The sequence below is a fragment of the Hydrogenophaga sp. genome, from assembly GCF_030373225.1.
In the GTDB taxonomy this organism is placed as follows: Bacteria; Pseudomonadota; Gammaproteobacteria; order Burkholderiales; family Burkholderiaceae_C; genus Hydrogenophaga.
Window position 1 is genome coordinate 1 of sequence record NZ_JAUCZG010000041.1, and the last position, 21,578, is coordinate 21,578.

19 protein-coding genes are annotated in these 21,578 nt (G+C 67.5%); 11 read left to right on the plus strand and 8 right to left on the minus strand.

The window, feature by feature from the left end; translation table 11 throughout:
• Positions 1-64: 64 nt before the first annotated feature.
• The 7 genes from QUV35_RS17520 (at position 65) to QUV35_RS17550 (ending at position 7,912) form a co-directional block, all read left to right on the plus strand.
• Positions 65-715, plus strand: a complete 651-nt coding sequence (locus QUV35_RS17520; protein ID WP_300877078.1) for an ABC transporter ATP-binding protein — start codon at positions 65-67, stop codon at positions 713-715.
• Between the two features lie 143 nt (positions 716-858).
• Positions 859-2,340, plus strand: coding sequence for a glucose-6-phosphate dehydrogenase (gene zwf / locus QUV35_RS17525; protein WP_300877080.1), 1,482 nt, complete (start codon positions 859-861; stop codon positions 2,338-2,340).
• A complete protein-coding gene (pgl, locus tag QUV35_RS17530; RefSeq protein WP_300877081.1) occupies positions 2,337-3,035 on the plus strand; it encodes a 6-phosphogluconolactonase in 699 nt (232 codons plus the stop codon). Before zwf ends, pgl begins: the two co-directional genes overlap by 4 nt.
• Before the next feature lie 13 nt (positions 3,036-3,048).
• Entirely contained in the window at positions 3,049-4,875 is a 1,827-nt protein-coding gene (edd, locus tag QUV35_RS17535) for a phosphogluconate dehydratase (RefSeq protein WP_300877083.1), read from the plus strand.
• Positions 4,876-4,890: 15 nt separating this feature from the next.
• Positions 4,891-5,526 carry a bifunctional 4-hydroxy-2-oxoglutarate aldolase/2-dehydro-3-deoxy-phosphogluconate aldolase gene (gene eda, locus QUV35_RS17540; RefSeq protein ID WP_300877085.1) on the plus strand — a complete coding sequence of 212 codons (636 nt, stop codon included), beginning with the start codon at positions 4,891-4,893 and terminating at the stop codon, positions 5,524-5,526.
• A 15-nt stretch (positions 5,527-5,541) separates the two neighbouring features.
• Positions 5,542-7,122, plus strand: a complete 1,581-nt coding sequence (pgi, locus tag QUV35_RS17545) for a glucose-6-phosphate isomerase (protein ID WP_300877087.1) — start codon at positions 5,542-5,544, stop codon at positions 7,120-7,122.
• Between the two features lie 130 nt (positions 7,123-7,252).
• Positions 7,253-7,912: a hypothetical protein gene (locus tag QUV35_RS17550; RefSeq protein WP_300877088.1), complete on the plus strand. Its 660-nt coding sequence runs from the start codon at positions 7,253-7,255 to the stop codon at positions 7,910-7,912.
• Positions 7,913-7,980: 68 nt separating this feature from the next.
• Here QUV35_RS17550 and QUV35_RS17555 read toward each other — a convergent pair whose 3' ends face one another.
• The 4 genes from QUV35_RS17555 to QUV35_RS17570 all read right to left on the minus strand — a co-directional run bounded on the left by QUV35_RS17555 (position 7,981) and on the right by QUV35_RS17570 (position 11,358).
• Positions 7,981-8,997: a TRAP transporter substrate-binding protein gene (locus QUV35_RS17555; RefSeq protein WP_300877090.1), complete on the minus strand. Its 1,017-nt coding sequence runs from the start codon at positions 8,995-8,997 to the stop codon at positions 7,981-7,983.
• Positions 8,998-9,059: 62 nt separating this feature from the next.
• On the minus strand, positions 9,060-10,337 hold the full coding sequence (locus QUV35_RS17560; RefSeq protein ID WP_300877092.1) for a TRAP transporter large permease subunit: 1,278 nt from the start codon (positions 10,335-10,337) through the stop codon (positions 9,060-9,062).
• Positions 10,334-10,828 carry a TRAP transporter small permease gene (locus tag QUV35_RS17565; RefSeq protein ID WP_300877094.1) on the minus strand — a complete coding sequence of 165 codons (495 nt, stop codon included), beginning with the start codon at positions 10,826-10,828 and terminating at the stop codon, positions 10,334-10,336. The genes QUV35_RS17560 and QUV35_RS17565 overlap by 4 nt, the downstream gene beginning before the upstream one ends.
• Positions 10,825-11,358 (minus strand): gluconokinase, encoded by a 534-nt coding sequence (locus tag QUV35_RS17570; protein WP_300877096.1) that lies wholly within the window; start codon positions 11,356-11,358, stop codon positions 10,825-10,827. The genes QUV35_RS17565 and QUV35_RS17570 overlap by 4 nt, the downstream gene beginning before the upstream one ends.
• A 179-nt stretch (positions 11,359-11,537) precedes the next feature.
• Between QUV35_RS17570 and QUV35_RS17575 the strand changes: the two genes are divergently transcribed.
• From QUV35_RS17575 to QUV35_RS17585, 3 genes are all read left to right on the plus strand, one after another.
• Positions 11,538-12,563 (plus strand): LacI family DNA-binding transcriptional regulator, encoded by a 1,026-nt coding sequence (locus QUV35_RS17575; protein ID WP_300877098.1) that lies wholly within the window; start codon positions 11,538-11,540, stop codon positions 12,561-12,563.
• Between the two features lie 24 nt (positions 12,564-12,587).
• Positions 12,588-12,959 (plus strand): DUF1330 domain-containing protein, encoded by a 372-nt coding sequence (locus tag QUV35_RS17580; RefSeq protein ID WP_300877100.1) that lies wholly within the window; start codon positions 12,588-12,590, stop codon positions 12,957-12,959.
• A gap of 100 nt (positions 12,960-13,059) precedes the next feature.
• Complete coding sequence (locus QUV35_RS17585) at positions 13,060-15,369, plus strand: PBP1A family penicillin-binding protein (protein ID WP_300877102.1); 2,310 nt, start codon at positions 13,060-13,062, stop codon at positions 15,367-15,369.
• A gap of 8 nt (positions 15,370-15,377) precedes the next feature.
• Here the strand turns inward: QUV35_RS17585 and QUV35_RS17590 are convergent, their stop codons facing one another.
• The 4 genes from QUV35_RS17590 to QUV35_RS17605 all read right to left on the minus strand — a co-directional run bounded on the left by QUV35_RS17590 (position 15,378) and on the right by QUV35_RS17605 (position 20,156).
• Positions 15,378-16,358 (minus strand): nitronate monooxygenase family protein, encoded by a 981-nt coding sequence (locus QUV35_RS17590; protein ID WP_300877104.1) that lies wholly within the window; start codon positions 16,356-16,358, stop codon positions 15,378-15,380.
• A 120-nt stretch (positions 16,359-16,478) separates the two neighbouring features.
• Positions 16,479-18,269, minus strand: coding sequence for an acyl-CoA dehydrogenase (locus tag QUV35_RS17595; RefSeq protein ID WP_300877106.1), 1,791 nt, complete (start codon positions 18,267-18,269; stop codon positions 16,479-16,481).
• A 78-nt stretch (positions 18,270-18,347) separates the two neighbouring features.
• Positions 18,348-19,280 (minus strand): FAD-binding protein, encoded by a 933-nt coding sequence (locus tag QUV35_RS17600; protein WP_300877108.1) that lies wholly within the window; start codon positions 19,278-19,280, stop codon positions 18,348-18,350.
• A 126-nt stretch (positions 19,281-19,406) separates the two neighbouring features.
• On the minus strand, positions 19,407-20,156 hold the full coding sequence (locus tag QUV35_RS17605; RefSeq protein ID WP_300877110.1) for an electron transfer flavoprotein subunit beta/FixA family protein: 750 nt from the start codon (positions 20,154-20,156) through the stop codon (positions 19,407-19,409).
• Positions 20,157-20,500: 344 nt separating this feature from the next.
• On the opposite strand from QUV35_RS17605, the gene QUV35_RS17610 reads away from it, so the two are divergent.
• The gene (locus QUV35_RS17610; RefSeq protein WP_300877112.1) at positions 20,501-21,514 is read left to right on the plus strand and encodes a TRAP transporter substrate-binding protein; all 1,014 of its coding nucleotides are present in this window, start codon (positions 20,501-20,503) and stop codon (positions 21,512-21,514) included.
• The last annotated feature ends 64 nt before the right edge of the window (positions 21,515-21,578 follow it).

Below are 21,578 nucleotides of genomic sequence, written 5' to 3' on the forward strand. Positions count from 1 at the left end.
CCTCCAGTGGAATGACTGCAATGATACTTCCTTTTTAAGTGTTACATACCACTAGGTGAACCGCATGTCACTCGTCGTCGAACAACTCGCCAAGCGCTACGGCCACACCACCGTCTTCAGCGGCATCAACCTCACGGTGGCGCCGGGTGAGTTCATCGCCATCGTCGGCGAATCGGGTGTGGGCAAGTCGAGCCTGCTGAACTGCCTGGCCGCGCTCGACGACTGGAGCGAGGGTCGCATCACCCACGCCGCAACCGACCTCGGCAACCTCGGCGACACGCAGCGCGCGCACTGGCGCCGCGAGCACCTGGGCTTCGTGTTCCAGGCCTTTCATGTGCTCCCCCACCTCGACGTGGCGCAAAACGTCGGCCTGCCGCTGCTGCTGCTCGGTCGGCCCGACGCCGCGCGGGTGCAGCAGATGCTCGACGCGGTGGGCCTGGGCGAGCTGGGCTCGCGCCTGCCCGCCGAACTCTCGGGAGGCCAGCTGCAGCGGGTCGCGATTGCCCGAGCGCTGGTGCACCGCCCCGGCCTGCTGCTGGCCGACGAGCCCACCGGCAACCTCGACCCGGCCACCGCTGCGCAGGTCATGGACGTGCTGCAACAGCAGGCCCGGGACAGTGGCGCGGCGCTGGTGCTGGTGACGCACTCGCAGGCCGCTGCCGCGCGGGCGCAGCGGGTGCTGCACCTCACCGCTCACGGCCTGCAAGCCGCGTGACATCTTCGGGCGCTGTTTGACCCTTTTCGCTGGGCAGGGACCGGCGGGCCGGTTAAGGTGGAGGACAGCCCCAGTGCATCCGGTACCTGTGATGTAACTTAATTACATTACGATGACGGTTCTGATGTAACTCCATCCCACCCATGGCCACCTCAAGCCCCACCGCCTCCCCTGTCTCCACGGCCCCGCTCGACCTCGTGATCTTCGGCGGCGCCGGCGACCTGTCGGTGCGCAAGCTGCTGCCGGCGCTTTACACGGCGCACCTGCACCACAACCTGCCCGAGGCCACGCGCATCCTGGCGCTCGGGCGCCAGGACTGGGACCGCGACACCTTCACCGCGTTCATCGACGACAAGGTGCGTGACTTCATCGAGCCCGAGGCGATGGAAGAGGCGGCATGGACTGCGTTCAAGGACCGGCTCACCTACGTGTGCCTCGACGCCACCCGGCCGGCCGACTTCGCGGCCCTGGGCTCGGCGTTGCAGAACGGCTCGGACCGCGTGTACTACCTGGCCACCGCGCCCACGCTGTTCACCGGCATCTGCGCCCACCTCGCCACAGCACAACTGATCGACGCCCGCTCGCGCGTGGTGCTGGAAAAGCCGCTCGGCCACGACCTGGCCTCGGCGCGCCAGATCAACGAGGAGGTCGGCCGGCATTTCACCGAAGCACAGACCTTCCGCATCGACCACTACCTGGGCAAGGAAACGGTGCAGAACCTGATGGTGCTGCGCTTTGGCAACACCATCTTCGAGCCGCTCTGGCGCAGCCCCTACATCAAGAGCGTGCAGATCACGGTGGCCGAATCGGTGGGCGTGGGCAGCCGGGCCGGTTTCTACGATGGCACCGGCGCGCTGCGCGACATGCTGCAGAACCACCTGCTGCAGCTGCTGTGCATCGTGGCCATGGAGCCGCCGGTCTCGCTCGACCCGGATGCGGTACGCGATGAAAAGCTCAAGGTGCTGCGCTCGCTGCGCCCGCTCACCGTGGCCGATGTGGCGCGCGACACGGTGCGCGGCCAGTACACCGCGGGCAGCGCCAACGGCGACAAGGCGGTCGGCTACCTGCAGGAAGACAACGTGCCGCCAGAGAGCGAGACCGAAACCTTCGTGGCGCTGCGCGCCCACATCAACAACTGGCGCTGGGCCAACGTGCCGATCTTCCTGCGCACCGGCAAGCGCATGGCCGAGCGCCGCTCGGAGATCGTGATCGAGTTCGCCGACCTGCCCTACACCATCTTTCCCGACGCGCCGCGCCAGCCGGTCAACCGCCTGATGATCCGCCTGCAGCCCGAAGAACACGTGCAGCTCCAGATGATGGCCAAGGAGCCCGGCAGCGGCATGCGCCTGCGCCCGGTCAGCCTGAACCTCGACCTCGAATCCGCCTTCAGCGCGCGCCGCGCGGAAGCCTACGAGCGCCTGCTCATGGACGTGATCAAGGGCCGCCTGACCCACTTCATGCGCCGCGACGAACTCGAGGCCGCGTGGACCTGGGTCGAGCCCATCCTGGACGGCTGGAAGAACCTCAACGAAAAACCCAAGGCCTACACCGCCGGCAGCTGGGGACCGGCGGCCTCTTCGGCGCTGATGGCGCGCGAAGGCTCGGCCTGGGTGGAAGAAACATGAAGGAACACGTCTGCAACTCGGCCGCCGAACTGGCGTGGCAGCTGGCGGACAGCGTTGCGCAGAGCCTGCAAGGCGCGATCCAGCAGCGCGGCCATGCGGTGCTCGCGGTGTCGGGCGGCAAGTCGCCGATCGCACTGTTCGAAGCGCTGCGCGTGCTGCCCCTCGAATGGTCGCGCGTGACGGTGCTGCTGGTGGACGAGCGCTGCGTGCCGCACCACCACGCCGACAGCAACACCGCGCTGGTGCGCCGCCACCTGCTGCAGGACGCCGCCGCCGCCGCCACGTTCCTGCCCTTCTTCGACCAGCTGCCGCCATCGCTCGACGACGCGGCCCTCACGGCACTGGCCGCAGCGGCCAACCGCCGCCTGGCGACCCAGCCCTGGCCGCTGGACCTGGCGCTGCTCGGCATGGGCGAGGACGGCCACACCGCCTCGCTGTTTCCGGGCGCGGCGGGACTGCGCACTGCGCTCAACAGCAGCGGCCCGGTGGCCTGGGTGCGCCCGACCACCGCGGCCCACGCGCGCCTGACCCTCACCCTGCCTGCGCTGCTGGCCACGCGCGAACTGGCGCTGGCCCTGGGCGGCGCCAGCAAGCTGGCGGTGTTCCAGCAGGCCCGCCTGGGCGCCGACGAAGCCCTGCCGGTGTCCCTCATCCTCAACCAGCACCAGACGCCGGTCAGCGTCTGGCTGGCCTGAACCGGAGCACATCATGAGCACGCCCCTGCACCCGACGCTGCAACGCGTCACCGAACGCATCACCGAACGCAGCGCGACCACCCGCGCGAGCTACCTGGCCGCGGTCGCCGCGCAACGCAAGACCGGCACCCAGCGCGCCGGCATGGGTTGCGCCAACATGGCCCACACCACGGCCGCACTGCCGGTGTCCGACAAGCTGAAGATCCACGCCGAGCAAGCGCCCCACATCGGCATCGTCACGGCCTACAACGACATGCTCTCGGCCCACCAGCCGTACGAAACCTACCCGCAGCAGATCCGCGCCATCGCGCACGGCCTGGGCGTCACCGTGCAGGTCGCCGGGGGTGTGCCCGCGATGTGCGACGGTGTCACCCAGGGCGCCGCCGGCATGGAGCTCTCGCTGTTCTCGCGCGACGTGATCGCGCTCTCCACCGCCGTGGCGCTCTCGCACAACGTGTTCGACGCTGCGCTCATGCTGGGCATCTGCGACAAGATCGTGCCCGGCCTGTTCATGGGCGCGCTGCAGTTCGGCCACCTGAGCACCGTGTTCGTGCCCGCCGGTCCGATGACCACGGGCCTGTCCAACGACGCCAAGGCCAAGGTGCGCCAGCAGTACGCCCAGGGCCTGGTCGGCCGCGAGGCCCTGCTCGAATCGGAAGCCCAGGCCTACCACAGCCCGGGCACCTGCACCTTCTACGGCACGGCCAACAGCAACCAGATGCTGATGGAGATCATGGGCCTGCACCTGCCCGGCGCGTCCTTCGTGAACCCGGGCACAGCGCTGCGCGATGCCCTCACCGCCGAGGCGGTGCGGCGCTCCCTGGTCAACACCGGGCGCACCGGCGAGGCCGCCATCTGCATGGCCGACATCGTGACCGGGAAGACCCTGGTCAACGGCATCATCGGCCTGCTCGCCACCGGCGGCTCCACCAACCACACGCTGCACCTGGTGGCCATGGCGCGCGCCGCCGGCGTGCTGGTGGACTGGGACGACTTCGCCGAACTCTCCCAGGTCGTTCCCCTGCTGGCGCGCGTCTACCCCAACGGCAGTGCCGATGTGAACCACTTCCACGCCGCTGGCGGCATGGGCTTCCTCATGAAGGAACTGCTCGCCGCCGGCCTGCTGCACGCCGACGTGGCAACCGTCATGGGCCACGGCCTGCAGGCCTATGCGCAGGAGCCCTGGCTGGACAACGGCCAGCTCGCCTGGCGGCCCGTGCCCGCAGCGAGCGCCGACACCTCGGTCGTGCGGCCGGTGGCCGACCCCTTCAGCGCCGACGGCGGCCTGCGCCTGCTGCAGGGCAACCTCGGGCGCAGCGTGGTCAAGGTCTCGGCCGTGAAACCCGAACACCGCGTGGTGCGCGCCCAGGCCGTGGTGGTGAGCGACCAGCAGGACCTGCTGGCGCTGTTCAACGCGGGCGAACTCGAACGCGACCTGATCGCCGTGGTGCGCTACCAGGGGCCGCGCGCCAACGGCATGCCCGAGCTGCACAAGCTCACGCCACCGCTGGCGGTGCTGCAGGACAAGGGTTTCAAGGTGGCGCTGGTCACCGACGGCCGCATGTCGGGTGCCTCGGGCAAGGTGCCTGCGGCCATCCACCTCAGCCCCGAGGCGCTGGCCGACGGCCCGATCGCCCGCGTGCGCGACGGCGACTGGATCACGCTGGACTGCGAGCGTGGTGTGCTTGAACTCGAGGTCGACGCCGCCACGCTCGCCGCGCGCGAACTGCACCACCCCGACCTGAGCGCCAACCAGCACGGCACCGGGCGAGAATTGTTCGGCCTGTTCCGCCAGCACGCCAGCGTGGCGGAACTGGGCGCCTCGCCGCTGTTTGGTTGAATCCCGAGGAACCCCATGACGACCTGCTTCACCCGTCCCGCCTTCAGCTCCCGCGTCGTGCCCGTGATCGTGCTCAACGACGCGGCGCAAGCCGTGCCACTGGCCCACGCCCTGCTCGACGGCGGCATCGATGTCATGGAGATCACCCTGCGCTCCGGTGCCGCCCTGCAAGCCATGGAGGCGGTGGCGCGCGCGGTGCCGCAGATGCACCTGGGCGCCGGCACCGTCACGCGCCCGGCCGAGGTGGCCCAGGTGATCGCCGCCGGCGCCAGCTTCGCCCTCTCGCCCGGCTGCACCGACGAGCTGGTGCAGGCCGTGCGCGAGGCGGGCTTGCCGTTCATTCCGGGTGTGATGACACCCAGCGAGGTGATGCGGGCGCGCGACCACGGCTTCACCTTGATGAAGCTGTTTCCAGCCTCGCAGGCCGGCGGCCTGGGCATGCTCAAGGCGCTCGGCGCGCCGCTGCCCGACGTGCGTTTCTGCCCCACCGGCGGCGTGAGCCTGGACAATCTTCGCGACTTCCTGAAGCTGCCCAACGTGGCCATGGCCGGCGGCTCCTGGCTCACCCCGGCGGACCTGGTGCGCGATGGCGACTGGGCCGGCATCACGAAGCTGGCGCAAGAGGCCACCGCGCTGGCGGCACACAACTGACTGGAACCCTCACGCATGAAACTGCCCACCACCCTGCCCGCCTGGCAACAGCTCGACTCGCTGGCCGCCAGCCCCACACCCCACCTGCGCGAACTGCTCGCCGACAGCCACCGCGAGCACCGCATGGGGGCGAGCGCGGCCGGCATCACGCTCGACGCCAGCCGCCAGCGCATCACGCCGGCCATCCAGCAGGCGCTGCAGTCGCTGGCCGAACAGTCCGACCTGACCGCGCAGCGCGACGCCATGTTCCGCGGCGACACCATCAATGCCACCGAGAACCGGCCGGTGCTGCATGTGGCGCTGCGCGGCGACCCGTTGCATGCCGGCCCCTGGGGCCCCGCCGTGCAGGCCGACGTGCAGCGCGAACTCGCGCGTGTGTGCGACTTCGCGCAGGACCTCAACGCCGGCGCCGTGCTCGGCCATTCGGGCGAGGTCATCACCGACGTGGTGAACATCGGCATCGGCGGCTCCGACCTCGGCCCACGCATGGCCATCGAAGCCCTGGCCCACCTCGCGGCCCCGGCCGTGCCCGGCGTTCGCGTGCACTGCGTGTCCAACCCCGATGCCTGGGCGCTGTGGAGCGTGCTGCGCGGCCTGGACGCCCGGCGCACCCTGCTGATCGTCTCCAGCAAGACCTTCACCACCCAGGAAACGATGACCAACGCCGCCAGCGCGCAACGCTGGCTGACCGACCACGGCTGCCCGCCGGAGGCCTTGTCCAAACACCTGGTCGCCATCACCGCCAGCCCGGCTCAGTCGGCCAGGCTGGGTTACCCGCCCGAGCGCACCTTCCTGTTCTGGGACTGGGTCGGTGGCCGTTATTCGGTCTGGTCGGCGCTCGGCCTGCCGCTGGCGATCGCCATCGGGCCGGAGAACTTCCGCGCCTTCCTCGCCGGCGCGCGCGAGATGGACCAGCACTTCTGCACCACGCCGCTCGCGCGCAACCTGCCCGTGCAGCTGGCGCTGGCCGGCATCTGGAACCGCAACTTCCTGCAACTGCCCACGCACCTGATCGTTCCCTACGCCTCGCGTCTGGTGCGCTTCACGCCGTTTGTGCAGCAGATGGACATGGAGTCCAACGGCAAACGCACCCACACCGACGGCACACCCACCACGGTGGAGACCGGGCCCATCGTCTGGGGCGGCCTGGGCATCGACGGACAGCACGCTTACTTCCAGCTGATCCACCAGGGCCGGCACACGGTTCCGGTGGACTTCATCGGCGTTCAGAACGAAGACACGCCGCTGCCCATGGCCGCCACCCACCATGCCGTGGTCAACCTCAACCTGCGCGCCCAGGCGCAGGCCATGGCCTGCGGACGCTCGCTGCAGGACACGCAAGCGGCGCTGATGAAGGACGGCATGAGCGCAGCCGACGCGACCGCCATGGCGCCGCACCGCACGTTTGAGGGCAACATTCCGAGCAACGTGCTCTGGCTCGACCGGCTGGACCCGATGCGCCTGGGCGCGCTGATCGCGCTGTACGAACACAAGGTGTTCGCACAGGCCGCCATCTGGCGCATCAACGCCTACGACCAGTGGGGCGTGGAACTGGGCAAGACCATGGCCAAGTCGATGGAGCAGCGCGGGCTTTGACACAGATCAAGTCCGGCAGACCGCCAGCGCGCGGCTGATTGAGTTTGCTCAGTGAGCGCCTGCGGCGCTTGCCTAGAGTGGTTGCACACGGGCGCAGGCCCGTCTGCCCATCCACCACTCTGGAGCCACCATGAACCCACGCCGCACCGCTTTGTCTGCTGTCCTCCTCGCCCTCGCCGGGCCTGCCCTGCTGTCCGTCACCGGATGCGCCACGCCACCGCCCGTGGCCGAGCGCATGGAGATCTCACCCATGGGCACCGTCACCACCTACCACCGCAAGAGCAGCGGCAGCCTGGGCAGCTTCGACGGCAAGGTGGTGTGGACCCATGCGCCCGCCACCTGGCAGGGGAAACCGGTGATCGCGTTCGGCGCGCCTCAAGCGGGCGTGGCACTGCACGACACGGTGAGCTTTGCCATGCTGGCCACCCTGCATCCCGACGGCAAGCCCGTCATGTCGTTCGAGCCGGCCATCGACTACGCCTGGCCGCTGACCGTGGGCAAGACCTGGAGCTCCCAGCACACCGTGACCATGCACGCCAGCGGCGCCAGGATTCCTTTCAAGCGCGACTTCAAGGTCGAGGGCGTTGAGACCGTCACCGTGCCCGCCGGCACCTTCAAGACCTGGAAGCTCTCCTGGAAAGACAGCTCGGGCGAGACCGAAACCCGCTGGATCAGCCCGGAACTGGGCATTGCCACCATCAAGCGCCATGTGGAACGCCCCGCCACGCACCCGCAAGGTGCGGGAGTGCTGGACGCGGAATTGCTCTCGCGCGTGCTGCCCGCCAGGTGACGCACAGGCGCCCATGAAAAAAGCCGATCCCGCGAGGGATCGGCTGTTGTCTGCGGGTGTGCGGGTGATTACTTCGCCGAACGCGCCTTGGCCACGGCCGCCTGCGTTTCCTTCCACAGGTCTTCACCCACGTTGGCCGCAATGCCGGTGTTCACCGCCGTGAGCTTGGCGCGCATGCGGTTGGCCTCGGCCGGCGAAAGCTGGTTGATCTCCATGCCCTTGCCCTTGAGGTCGGCCAGCGCCTTGTCGGCCTCGGCGCGTGTGTCCTTGCGCTCGAAGTCGCGGCTCTTGATCGCAGCGTCCATCAGCACCTTCTGCTCGGTCTTGCTCAAGCCGTCCCAGTACTTCTTGCTCACCAGCACGATCCAGGGGCTGTAGACGTGGTTGGTCACCGTCAGGTACTTCTGCACCTCGTAGAACTTGCTCGAGAGGATGGTGTTGTAGGGGTTTTCCTGGCCATCCACCGTCCGGGTCTCGAGTGCGGTGAAGAGTTCGGAGAACGGCAGCGGCACGGCGTTGGCGCCCAGCGTCTTGAAACTGTCGATGAAGACGTTGTTCTGCATCACGCGCAGCTTGATGCCGTCCATGTCTTCGAGCTTGGTGACGGCGCGCTTGTTGTTGGTGAGGTTGCGAAAACCGTTTTCCCAATAGACCAGGCCGACGAGGCCCTTTTCCTGCAGCTTGTCCATCACCTTCTGGCCCACCGGGCCGTCGAGCACGACGTCGGCTTCTTTCGCGTTGTCGAACAGGAAAGGCGTGTCCCAGATCGCCATTTCCTTGGTGATGCCCACCAGCGTGGCGGTCGAGCCCACCATCATTTCCTGCGCGCCACCGATCAGGGCCTGCTGCATCTGCACGTCGGAGCCCAGCGCCGCGGCGCCGATGGCGCGGATCTTCATCTTGCCGCCGGAGGCCTTTTCAACTTCGTCGGCAAACACCTTGGTGGCGCGGCCCTGGTTGGACACTTCATTGAGGCCGTAGCCGAAGCGGATCAGGCGCGGCTTGATGTCCTGCGCCTGCGCAAAACCGGCCCCCAAGGTGGCCAGCGCAACGGCGGCGGCGAGGGTGAGTTGTTTGAGTTTCATGGGGAGTCTCCTCGGGTTGGATGCGGCACGGCGCCGCGGGGGGTGCAAGGGAAGGCTGAGCATCAGAACATCAGCTTCAAGGGCCACAGCACGATGGCCGGGAACAGGATGAGCAGGAACAGCATGGCGAAATACACCAGCAGGAAGGGCATGACGCCGCGGATCACGGTCTCCATGCGCACCTGCCCGATGCCGGCAACGACGTTGAGCACCGTGCCCACCGGAGGCGTGAGCAGGCCCAGACAGCCGACGAAGATGAACACGAAGCCGAAGTACACCGGGTCGATGCCGGCCTTGGCCGCCAGCGGCGAGAGCACCGGCGCCAGGATCAGGATGGTGGGCGTGAGGTCCATCACCATGCCAACGGCCAGCAGGAACAGGCAGACCACGGCCATGAACAGCATGGGTTCGGACAGCAGCGGCCCGATGCTTTTCGCCAGCTCATTGGGCAGATCGGCCAGCGTGATCATGTAAGAGGCGGCGGTGGCCGCGCCACACAGGAACATCACCACCCCGGTGGTGCGCGAGGCGTCCACCAGCACGCGGTAGATGCCCGCGAGGTTGAGCTCGCGGTAGACCAGCGTGGCCACCAGCAAGGCGTACACCGCAGCCACCACCGCGGCTTCGGTGGGCGTGAAGAAGCCCATGCGCAACCCGCCGATGATGATCACCGGCATCATCAGCGCCCACGCACTGCCGGCCAGCGCCTGGCGGCGCTGCGGCCAGCTGGTCTTCCCGGCCACGCTGAGCTGTTTGGTGCGCGCCACCCAGCGCCACACCAACACCAGCGCCGTGGCCATCATCAGGCCGGGCACGATGCCGGCCAGAAACAGCTTGCTGATCGAGGTGTTGGTGGTCACGCCGTAGATCACCATCGGCATGGACGGCGGGATGATGGGCGCGATGATGCCGCCCGAGGCAATGAGGCCCGCGCTCGATCCGTCGGGGTAGTTCTGGCGCCGCATCATGGGCAGCAGCAAGGTGGCCAGCGCGGCGGTGTCGGCGATGGCCGATCCGCTCATCGAGGCCAGCAGCACCGAGGCAGCGATCGCCACATAGCCCAGGCCGCCGGGCACATGGCCCACGAGCGATCGCGCCAGATCGATGATGCGCCGGCTCAGGCCTCCGGCGTTCATGAGCTCCCCCGCCAGGATGAAGAAGGGCACGGCCAGCAAGGGGAAACTGTCGAAACCGGCCTGCACGTTCTGCGCGAGCAGCTGGGCGTCGAAAAAGTCGAGGTGCACCATGAGCGCCAGCGCGGTGAGCATGAGCGCAAACGCAATCGGCACGCCCACCGTCATGGTGGCGAACAGCACCAGCAAGAAGATCGCGATCGTCATGACCGCTCTCCCGCCGTCATCGACCCGGGCGCGTTGCCACGCCAGTCGTCCCAGGCCTGCAGCACCAGCAACACGGCCATGCACACGCCCATCACCAGCGTGCCCGCAGCGCCCACGGCCAGCGGCGTGTTCATCACCGGGCTGCGGCTGTCCAGACCCACGAGCACCTGCGACCACGAACCGTCGATCAGGTAATACAGCGCCAGCGCGATCAGGCCACGCGTGAGCCAGCGGAACACGGCCGCCGCCGGGCCCTTGAGCCGCGCCGTCACCAGATCGAAGCCCAAGTGCTTGTTTTCCCCGAAGGCCAGAACGGCCGAGAGGCAGACCAGCCACACGAACAGCAGGCGCGAGAGTTCTTCCGACACCACCCAGCCGGTGCCCCAGAAATAGCGCAGCAGCACATTGCCGAACACGCACACCACCATGCCCAGCAGGCACAGCGCGAGCAGGGCTTCGATGCCGTGTTTCAAGACCTGGGCGAGTTTCACGACCGGGCCTCCAGCGGGGCGGTGGCGGCCTGCACCCAGCGCACGACGGAAGCGGCCAGTTGTTCCAGCGGCTCGATGGCGTCCAGACGCAACACGCCGGGCTCTTGGCTCGGGTCTTCGAGGGCCGCGAACTGGCTGGCCACCAGGCTCACCGGGAACAGGTGGGCGGGCCGAGCGGCCACACGGGCCCGGGCTTGTTCCTGCGTGAGGTCGAGAAACACGAAGCGCAGACCGGGAGCGGCCGAACGCAGGCGGTCGCGGTAGCGCTGCTTGAGCGCCGAGCAGGTCAGCACCACGCCTTGCGGATGCGCCTTCAGCTGCTCGGCCAGGGTATCGAGCCAGGCCGAGCGGTCCTCGTCGCTCAGCGGCGTGCCGCTGCGCATCTTCGCGACGTTGCCGGCCGAGTGAAAGTCATCGCCTTCCAGCAGGGGCACACCGAGCGATGCGGCGCACCGCTGGCCCAGGCTGGATTTGCCGCAGCCCGCCACGCCCATGACGACAAGCAAGGTGTTTTCGGGCCGGATGTTCATTGGGTAGCGCTATCCCGTTGGTCTGAAAAAAGGAGCCGGATCACCAGCTCGGTCTGAACGCCAGTTGGCTCGCTTGATCTCGACCATTTCCCGGAGTTTCAGGGTAAATTGGGAGCCAAGCCGCGTTGGACAGCGCTATCCTAACGCGACACGAACCGCTTCAAACACCGGGAAAACCCTTGGAACCGACCGAACGCAAGCGCCGCCACAGTGGGCGCACCACCCTGAACGACGTGGCGCTGGCCGCCGAAGTGAGCCCCATCACCGCCTCGCGGGCCCTGCGCGGCGAGCGGGGCGTGGCGGCCGACCTGGTGGAGCGCGTCAAGCGCGCGGCCGCGCAACTGGGCTATGTGCCCGACCCGGCCGCCCGCGCTCTGGCCTCGCAGCGCAGCACCCAGGTGCCGGTGCTGGTGCCGCTGCTGTCCAACGCGCTGTTCGTCGACGTGCTCGAAGCCGTGCACCGCACCCTGCTGCCCCATGGCTATCAACCCATGATCGGCGTGACGCACTACGAGCCGGAAGAAGAGGAACAACTGCTGCGCAGCTACCTCGCCCACCGCCCGGCCGGCCTGCTGCTCACCGGCTTCGACCGCACCGAAGCCGCGCGCCAGATGGTGGCGGGCAGCGGCGTGCCCTGCGTGTACCTGATGGAGCTCACGCAGGCACCCAACGTGTACTGCGTGGGTTTCTCGCAGACCGAAGCCGGCCACGCCATCACCGAACACCTGGTGCAACGCGGGCGCCGGCGCATCGCCTTCGTGGCGGCCCAGCTCGACCCGCGCACGCTGCAACGCGCCGAGGGCTACCGACGCTGCCTGCGCGAGCACGGTCTGTACGACGCACGGCTGGAACTGCTGAGCCCGGAGCCTTCCTCGATGCGACTGGGCGGTGAACTGTTCGAAGACCTGCTGCGCACCCGGCCCGAGGTCGACGCGGTGTTCTTCTGCAACGACGACCTGGCGCAGGGCGGTCTGCTCGCTGCGCTGAAGCTCGGCGTGAACGTGCCGGGCCGCATCGCGGTGGCCGGCTTCAACGACCTCGCCGGCAGCGACCAGATGGTGCCGACCCTGACCACCGTGCGCACACCGCGTCGCTCCATCGGCGAAGCCAGCGCCCAGATGCTGCTGGGTCTCATGCGCGGTGAGGTGCCGCCACGCAACTCGGTCGACCTGGGCTTCGAGATGATGGTGCGCGGCAGCACCTGAATCAGGTGCACGTGCGCCCGGTCTGTGGCACCCTGCGCAAGGCGGCCTGCACCGACGCGGGCACGCCTGCCTGCCACGCCGACCCCCCAACCCGACACTGGAGACCCCATACCCGCCTACCTCTACGGCAACGTTGAAATCACCGACCCCGTCCGCTACGAGGACTACCGCCGCGACGTGCCGGCCCTCATCGCTGCGCACGGCGGGCGTTACCTGGTGCGCGGTGGCGCGGTCACGGTGCTCGAAGGCAGTGGCGTTGCACACCGCCAGGTGATCCTGGAGTTCCCCGACATGGCACACCTGCAGGCCTTCTACACCTCGCCCGAATACCAGCGCCTGGTCAAGATTCGCCAGAGCGCGTCCACCGGCACACTGCTGGCGATCGAAGGGTATTGAAAGGGCGGTGGTTCCCGGTGCCGGGCGCGACACAGGTGGTTACCTCCCTCACGCACACGCTGCACATGCAGCGCACACCGATCCGGGACAATCTGCCCCCATGTCCAAGCCCTCCCTTCGCCGTGCGGTGATCACCCTGGTGGTGATGCCCACCGCCTTCCTGACGCCTGCCCTGCAGGCCTCGCCGTTCGATCTGCCGCCGCTGGACAGCATCGTCCATTACCAGCCCAAACTGCCGCTGCAGGTCTTCACCGCCGACGGCGTGGAGATCGCGCAGTTCGGCACCGAGCGGCGCGAATACCTGCCGCTGTCGCGCACCCCCCAGGTGTTGCAGGACGCCGTGCTGTCGGTGGAAGACGCGCGCTTTCGCGAACACAACGGCGTCGACCCCCGGGGCATGGCGCGCGCGCTGGTGGCGGTCGTCACCGGCGGGCGCAAGCAGGGCGCATCGACCATCACGCAGCAGCTGGTGCGCACCATGCTGCTCACGCGCGAGTTTTCGGCCGAACGCAAGGCCAAGGAGATCTGGCTCGCGCTCAAGCTGGAGGACGAACTCTCCAAGGACCGCATCCTGGAGATCTACCTCAACGAGATCTTCCTGGGCCAGCGCGCCTACGGCTTCGCGGCCGCCTCGAAGACCTACTTCGGCAAGCCGCTGGACAAGCTGTCGCTGGCCGAAACCGCCATGCTGGCCGGACTGCCGCAGAACCCCTACTACGCCAATCCGGTGGCCAACTTCGAACGCGCGACGCAGCGCCAGCGCGTGGTGCTCGAGCGCATGCGCGCCACCGGCGCCATCACCGAGGCCCAGCTCGCCAGCGCACGGGCCGAGAAGCTCAAGATCCGCACGCCCGGCCTGCGCAGCGTGCACGCCGCCCACGTCGCCGAAATGGCCCGGCGCGCCGTGGTCGAGCGTTTCGGCACCGAGGCGTATTCCAACGGCCTGCGTGTGACCACCTCCCTGCGCGCGGCCGACCAGCGCGCGGCGCACGCAGCGGTGCAACGGGGGGTGCTGGCATTCGACCGGCGCGGCGCCTGGCGCGGGCCGGAAGACCACGAGTCGCTGCCCTCGGGGAGCGGTGCAGACGTCGAGCGAGCCGCCGCCGAGGCGCTCAAGGACCACCGCGACGACGAGACCCTGCGCGTGGGCATCGTGCTGGCTGCCAGCCCCAAGGCCCTGCAGGTGCAACTGGCCAGCGGCGAACGCGTGGACGTGCAGGGCCAGGGCCTGCGCTGGGCGCAGAAGGGGCTGGACCCGAAGGCGAAGGCGCCGCTGAAGATCGCACGCGGCGCCATCGTGCGGGTGGTGAGTGCCGGCAAGCTCAAGGGCAAGCCCGCCTGGGCCATTTCGCAATGGCCCGAGGCCGAAGCCGCGCTGGTGGCCATGGACAGTCGCACGGGCCGTGTGCGTGCGCTCGTGGGCGGATTCGACTTCACCAGGCAACCGTTCAACCACGTCAACCAGGGCTGGCGCCAGCCCGGCTCGGCGCTCAAGCCGCTGCTGTATTCGGCAGCGCTCGAAGCGCGCGTGATGCCCGGCACCCTGATCGACGACCTGCCGTTCACCGCTTCCAACGGCTGGACGCCCACCAACAGCAACGGGCAGTACGCCGGAGCGATCACGCTGCGCCAGGCGCTGGCCCACTCCAGCAACATCGCCAGCGTGCGCGTGTTGCAGCACACCGGCACGCAGGTCGCCCGCGACTGGACCGCGCGCTTCGGCCTGGACCCTGCGCGCCAGCCCAACGACCTCACGCTCGCCCTGGGCACGGGCAGCGTGACGCCGCTGCAGATGGCGCAGGCCTATGCCACGGTGGCCAATGGTGGCTGGAAGGTCGCTCCGGTGGTGGTGGAGAAGATCACCGACGCCCAGGGCAAGGTGCTGTTCGAGGCACCGCCACCCGAGCCGCTGACGGAGAACAACCGCGCCCTGCCGGCGCGCAACGCCTTCGTGATGTCGAGCCTGCTCAACGAGGTGACGCGCACCGGCACCGCCGCGCGCGCCCAGGCTGCGCTGCAGCGGCCCGACGTGTACGGCAAGACCGGCACCACCAACGATGCGGTCGACGCCTGGTTCGCCGGCTACCAGCCCAGCCTGGCGACCGCCGTCTGGGTGGGCTACGACAAGCCGCGCAGCCTGGGCGGCGGCGAGTCGGGCGGGCGCATCGCCCTGCCGATCTGGATCGACTACATGCGTGCTGCGCTCAAGGGCACGCCGGTGGCGCCGCCGCCCGCCGTGCCCGAGGGCCTGGCCCGCCTGGGAGACGACTGGATCTACACCGAGTGGCAGGGCAGCGGCTCGGTGGCGCAGATTTCGGACCAGGGGGGTGTGCAATACACCCAGACACCTGGTGATGCCATCGGGGAAGCGCTCAGCAGTTTTGGCGCGTGGCTACGCGGCCAGAGGTAGGACCCCCATCAACCTGCGCAGATGCGCGCCTTGGCTTCTGCGTACTCGCGCTTGAACCGGGCCACCAGGTCGGCGGCCGGCACGACTTCGCGGATCGCGCCGATGCCCTGACCGCAGCCCCAGATGTCCTTCCAGGCCTTCGCGGCATTGGCGCCTTCGCTGGTGCCGAAGTTCATCTTGCTCGGATCGCTCTGCGGCAGGTTGTCCGGGTCCATGCCGGCGTTCTGGATGCTGCCCTTGAGGTAGTTGCCGTGGATGCCGGTGTAGAAGTTGCTGTAGACGATGTCGTCCGAGTTCGACTTCGTGATCATTTCCTTGTAGCCGTCCACCGCGCGCGCCTCGTCGGTGGCGATGAAGGCCGAGCCGATGTAGGCGAAGTCGGCCCCCATGGCCTGTGCGGCCAGGATCGCGCCGCCCGACGAGATGGAGCCCGAGAGCGCCACCGGGCCGCCGAACCATTCGCGGATCTCCTGGATCATGGCGAACGGGCTTTTCACGCTGGCGTGGCCGCCGGCACCGGCAGCCACCGGAATCAGGCCGTCGGCGCCCTTCTCGATGGCCTTGTGCGCGAACACGTTGTTGATGACGTCGTGCAGCACCACGCCGCCCCAGCTGTGCACGCCCTGGTTCACGTCTTCGCGCGCACCCAGGCTGGTGATGATGATCGGCACCTTGTACTTGGCGCACAGGGCCATGTCCTGCTCCAGCCGGTCGTTGCTCTTGTGCACGATCTGGTTGATGGCGAACGGTGCGGCCTTGTTGTCGGGGTTTGCTGCATCGTGCGCGGCCAGGGCTTCGGTGATCTCGGCCAGCCACTCGTCGAGCTGCGAGGCCGGGCGGGCGTTGAGCGCGGGCATGGAACCCACCACGCCGGCCTTGCACTGCGCAATGACGAGCTTGGGATTGCTGATGATGAACAGCGGCGAACCGATCACCGGGAACCGGATGTTCTTGAGAACCGGGGGCAGGCTGCGGGCGGGTGCGGTCATGTTGTCTCCTGGAGGAACGTTGAAAATCCGCGTTCGCCCTGAGCTTGTCGAAGGGCCTGCCCGGCTGTTGGCGAGGGCTTCGACAGGCTCAGCCCGAACGGCTGATGGTGTTGCGACGAGTCAGAACGATTCAATGGCCAATGCCGTCACGGCCTCGGCACCTTCGACGATCGCGTCGCGCATGCCCGGGGCGCGGCTGAGGATGTGGTCGGCGTAGAAGCGCGCGGTGGTGATCTTGGCCTGCATGAAGGCGGTGTCCTGTCCCTTGGCCGACAGGTCCTCGGCCACCATCAGCGAACGGGCGAGCTGCCAGCCCGCCATCAGGTTGCCAGCCAGCATGAGGTAGGGCACGCTGCCGGCGAACGCTGCGTTGGGGTTGCTGCGCGTGTTGGCCGCGATGAACTCGACCACATCCACAAAGGCCTCGCGCGCGGCCTTCAGGCGCTTGTGCACGGCACGGGCGTTGGCGCTGTCGCGCTGGACGAGTTCGTTCTCGGTCTTCTCGATCTGGGCGGCGATCGCCTTGGCACCGGTGCCGCCATCGCGCGCGGTCTTGCGGCCCACCAGGTCGTTCGCCTGGATGGCGGTGGTGCCTTCGTAGATGGTGAGGATCTTGGCATCGCGGTAGTACTGCGCCGCGCCGGTTTCCTCGATGAAGCCCATGCCGCCGTGCACCTGCACGCCCAGGCTGGTCACCTCAAGGCTCATCTCGGTGCTGTAGCCCTTGACCAGCGGCACGAGGAATTCGTAGAAGGCGGCGTTCTGCTGGCGGGTATCGGCGTCGGGGTGGTGGTGCGCAGCGTCGTAGGCCGCCGCCGCCACCGCGGCCATGGCGCGACATCCTTCGGTGTAGGCGCGCATCGTCATCAGCATGCGCTTGACGTCGGGGTGGTGAATGATGGGCGCTGCCGCGGACAGGGTGCCGTCCACCGGGCGGCTCTGCACACGGTCCTTGGCGTACACCACCGCCTTCTGGTAGGCGCGCTCGGCAATCGCAATGCCCTGCACGCCCACGGCGTAGCGGGCCGCGTTCATCATGATGAACATGTACTCCAGACCGCGGTTTTCCTGGCCCACGAGGTAACCCACCGCACCACCGTGGTCGCCGTACTGCAGCACGGCGGTCGGGCTGGCCTTGATGCCCATCTTGTGTTCGATGCTCACGCAGTGCACATCGTTGCGCGCACCGAGCGTGCCGTCCTTGCCCACCATGAACTTGGGCACGACAAACAGGCTGATGCCTTTCACGCCTTCGGGCGCGCCCGTCACGCGGGCGAGCACGAGGTGCACGATGTTCTCGGCCATGTCGTGCTCACCGTAGGTGATGTAGATCTTGGTGCCGAACACCTTGTAGGTGCCGTCGGGCTGCGGCTCGGCGCGGCTGCGCACGGCGGCCAGATCGCTGCCGGCCTGGGGCTCGGTGAGGTTCATGGTGCCGGTCCATTGACCGCTCACCAGCTTCTCGAGATACGTGGCCTTCAGCTCGTCGCTGCCGGCGGTGAGCAGCGCTTCGATCGCGCCGTCGGTGAGCAGCGGGCACAGCGCAAAGCTCATGTTGGCGCTGTTGAGAATCTCGCCACAGGCCGCGCCGATGGTTTTGGGCAAACCCTGCCCGCCGAAATCGGCCGGGTGCTGCAGGCCCTGCCAGCCGCCTTCGGCGTACTGCTTGAAGGCCTCCTTGAAACCCGGTGTGGTCGTGACCTTGCCGTCGTGGAAAGACGATGGGTACTTGTCACCCTCCCAGTTCAGCGGTGCGATCACGCCTTCGTTGAGCTTGGCGCACTCTTCGAGCACGGCCTGCGCGGTCTCGAGGCCGGCGTCTTCAAAACCCGGCATCTGCGCCACCTGGTCGATGCGCGCCAGGTGCTCGATGGTGAACAGCATGTCTTTGAGGGGGGCGGTGTAACTCATGGGGTGATCTCCGGCGGATTCAGGGATGCAGATACAACAAGGGCATCGCGAACGATGCCCTTGCGGTGCTCAGTGGGCTCAGAGTGCCTTGATCAGTTCAGGCACGGCTTCGAACAGGTCGGCCTCCAGACCGTAGTCGGCCACCGAGAAGATCGGGGCCTCGGCATCCTTGTTGATCGCCACGATGACCTTGCTGTCCTTCATGCCGGCCAGATGCTGGATGGCGCCCGAAATGCCGGCGGCGATGTAGAGCTGGGGTGCGACGATCTTGCCGGTCTGGCCGACCTGCCAGTCGTTGGGCGCGTAGCCCGCGTCCACCGCGGCGCGGCTGGCGCCCAGGGCTGCGCCGAGCTTGTCGGCCAGCGGCGTCATCACGTCGTTGAACTTCTCGGCGCTGCCCAGGGCGCGGCCACCGGAGACGATGATCTTGGCGGCGGTGAGTTCGGGACGGTCGCTCTTGGCGATCTCGCTGCCCAGGAACTTGCTCTTGCCGTCGTCGGCTGCGGCGGTCGCCGTCTCCACGGTGGCGCTGCCGCCGGTGGCCGCAGCCGGGTCAAAGCCCGTGGTGCGCACGGTGATGACCTTGGTGGCGTCGAGCGCCTGCACGGTGGCAATCGCGTTGCCGGCGTAGATCGGGCGCTCGAAAGTGTCGTGGCTGATCACCTTGGTCACGTCGGAGAGTTGGGCCACGTCCAGATGGGCGGCCACGCGGGGTGCGACGTTCTTGCCGCTGGCGGTGGCCGGGAACAGGATGTGGCTGTAGCTGGCTGCGATGGCGAGCACTTGCGCAGCCACGTTCTCGGCCAGGCCGTGTTCGAAGCCGGGCGCATCGGCGTGGATCACCTTGCTCACGCCGGCGATCTGCGCGGCGGCGGCAGCGGCGGCACCGGCGTTGTGCCCGGCAATCAGCACGTGCACCTCACCGCCGCATTGGGCGGCAGCGGCCACGGTGTTCAAGGTCGCGCCCTTGACGGAAGCGTTGTCGTGTTCGGCAATAACAAGTGCGGTCATGTCGGCAATTCCTTAAAACCCAATGCAGTTCGAGAGAGGTGACTTGTTCAAGGAACCCGCGGAACTGGCTTTGCCAAGCCGCAGGGTTCGCCCCTGGGGGTGACGCCGCAGGCGGCGCGGGGGAAATCAAATGACTTTGGCTTCATTCTTGAGTTTGTCGACGAGGGCAGCCACATCGGCCACCTTGATGCCCGCGCCACGCTTGGGCGGCTCGCTGACCTTGAGCGTCTTGATGCGCGGCGTCACGTCCACACCGAGGTCTTCGGGCTTGACGATGTCGAGCTGCTTCTTCTTGGCCTTCATGATGTTGGGCAGCGTCACGTAACGCGGCTCGTTCAGCCGAAGGTCGGTGGTGATGACGGCGGGCAAGGTGATCGACAGGGTTTCCGAACCCCCGTCGACTTCGCGTGTGACGGAGGCCTTGCCGTCGGCCACTTCCACCTTGCTGGCAAACGTGGCCTGCGGCAGGCCGGCGAGCGCGGCGAGCATCTGGCCGGTCTGGTTGCAGTCGTCGTCGATCGCCTGTTTGCCCAGGATGATCAGACCGGGCTGTTCCTTGTCGACCAGCGCCTTGAGCAGCTTGGCCACGGCCAGGGGCTGCAGTTCTTCGGTGGTTTCCACCAGGATGGCGCGGTCGGCGCCGATGGCCATGGCGGTGCGCAGGGTTTCCTGGCACTGGGTGACGCCGCAGGAGACAGCGATCACCTCGGTGACCACGCCCTTCTCCTTCAAACGAACCGCTTCTTCCACTGCGATCTCGTCAAACGGGTTCATGCTCATCTTGACGTTGGCGATGTCCACGCCCGTGCCGTCGCTCTTGACGCGCACCTTGACGTTGTAATCCACCACGCGTTTGACGGGGACGATGACCTTCATGCTGGGTTGCTCCTGCTGTTGTGGAAAGGGACGCGCGAATTGACGTGCACGTCAACTCGGGGATTGTATGCCCGGGCCTCTGCCAGGGGCGATCAAGCGCGGGACAAACCGGGGGGGATAAAAATAGAACGACCGTGCTTTTTGGCGATTATAGGGGAACCCCCGTATCCCACAAAGACCTTATTTGCAGGCCGACGGCCCTCCATGCAGCGAATTCACCGACCGGAGGGTCGGTGAATTCGGGTAAGTCATGAGACAACGGGCGCAGGAAGTGACCTACATTCATTTTTGTCAATATGTTTATGTTGAGCAACCATCTGACGCTCACCCAAAGGAGTCACCGCATGAAGTCACGTTCCCTTGTCGCCATCGCCCTGTCCACCACCCTGCTGGCCAGCGGCCTGGCGTCTGCGCAGACGGTTTTCACCGTTTCGAGCTGGCTGCCGCCCACCCACACGCTGAGCACCTCGCAAAAGACCTGGTGCGACATGCTGGAGAAGGACAGCGCAGGCCGCATGAAGTGCAACATCCTGCCCAAGGGAGTGGTCGCTGCGCCGGGCACCTTCGACGCCGTGCGTGACGGCCTGGCCGACATTTCCTACACGGTGGACGGATACACCCCCGGCCGCTTCATCAACACCCAGGTCGCCGAGTTTCCGTTTCTCGGCAACAACGCGGTGGCCACGTCGGTGGCCTACCAGCGCATTTACAGCAAACACTTTGCCCCGCTGGGCGAGCACCGCGGCGTGAAGGTGCTGGCGGTGTTCACCCACGGCCCCGGCGTGATCTTCAACAGCAAGAAGCCGGTGACATCCGCCGCCGAAGCTGCCAGCCTGAAGTTCCGCATCGGTGGTGGCAACATCAACGAACTCTCCAGGGCAATGGGCTGGAACACCACGCTCAAGGCGGCGCCCGAATCGTTCGAACTGCTCTCCACCGGCGTGATGGACGGCACCTTCTTTCCCGACGAATCGATCGCTTCGTTCAAGCTCAGCATGATCAAGCACGCCACCGACTTCCCCGGTGGCCTGTACAACACCAGCTTCGTGTTCATGATGAACCCGGCCAAGTACAACGCCCTGTCGGCACAGGACAAGGCCGTGGTGGACAAACTCTCGGGCGAACCTGCCGCACGCCTGTTCGGCGAAGGCTGGGACAAGGTTGACGCGGCCAGCCGCGAATTGCAAAAGGCCCAGGGCGTCTCGCGCGTCACCGCCAATCCGGCCTTCGTGAAGGCCGTGATGGACAAGCAGGACTACCTGGAGACCAAATGGGCGGCCAGCGCCCAGGTCAAGGGCCTGCAAAATCCCAAGGGTGTGCTGGCCGAATTCCGTTCGGAAATCGCCAAGGTAAAGTGACCCTCCAGGCGGCCCCTGTGTGGCCGCGCCGGGCCGGCTGAGCACAGCGCGCAGCCGGCCTTTT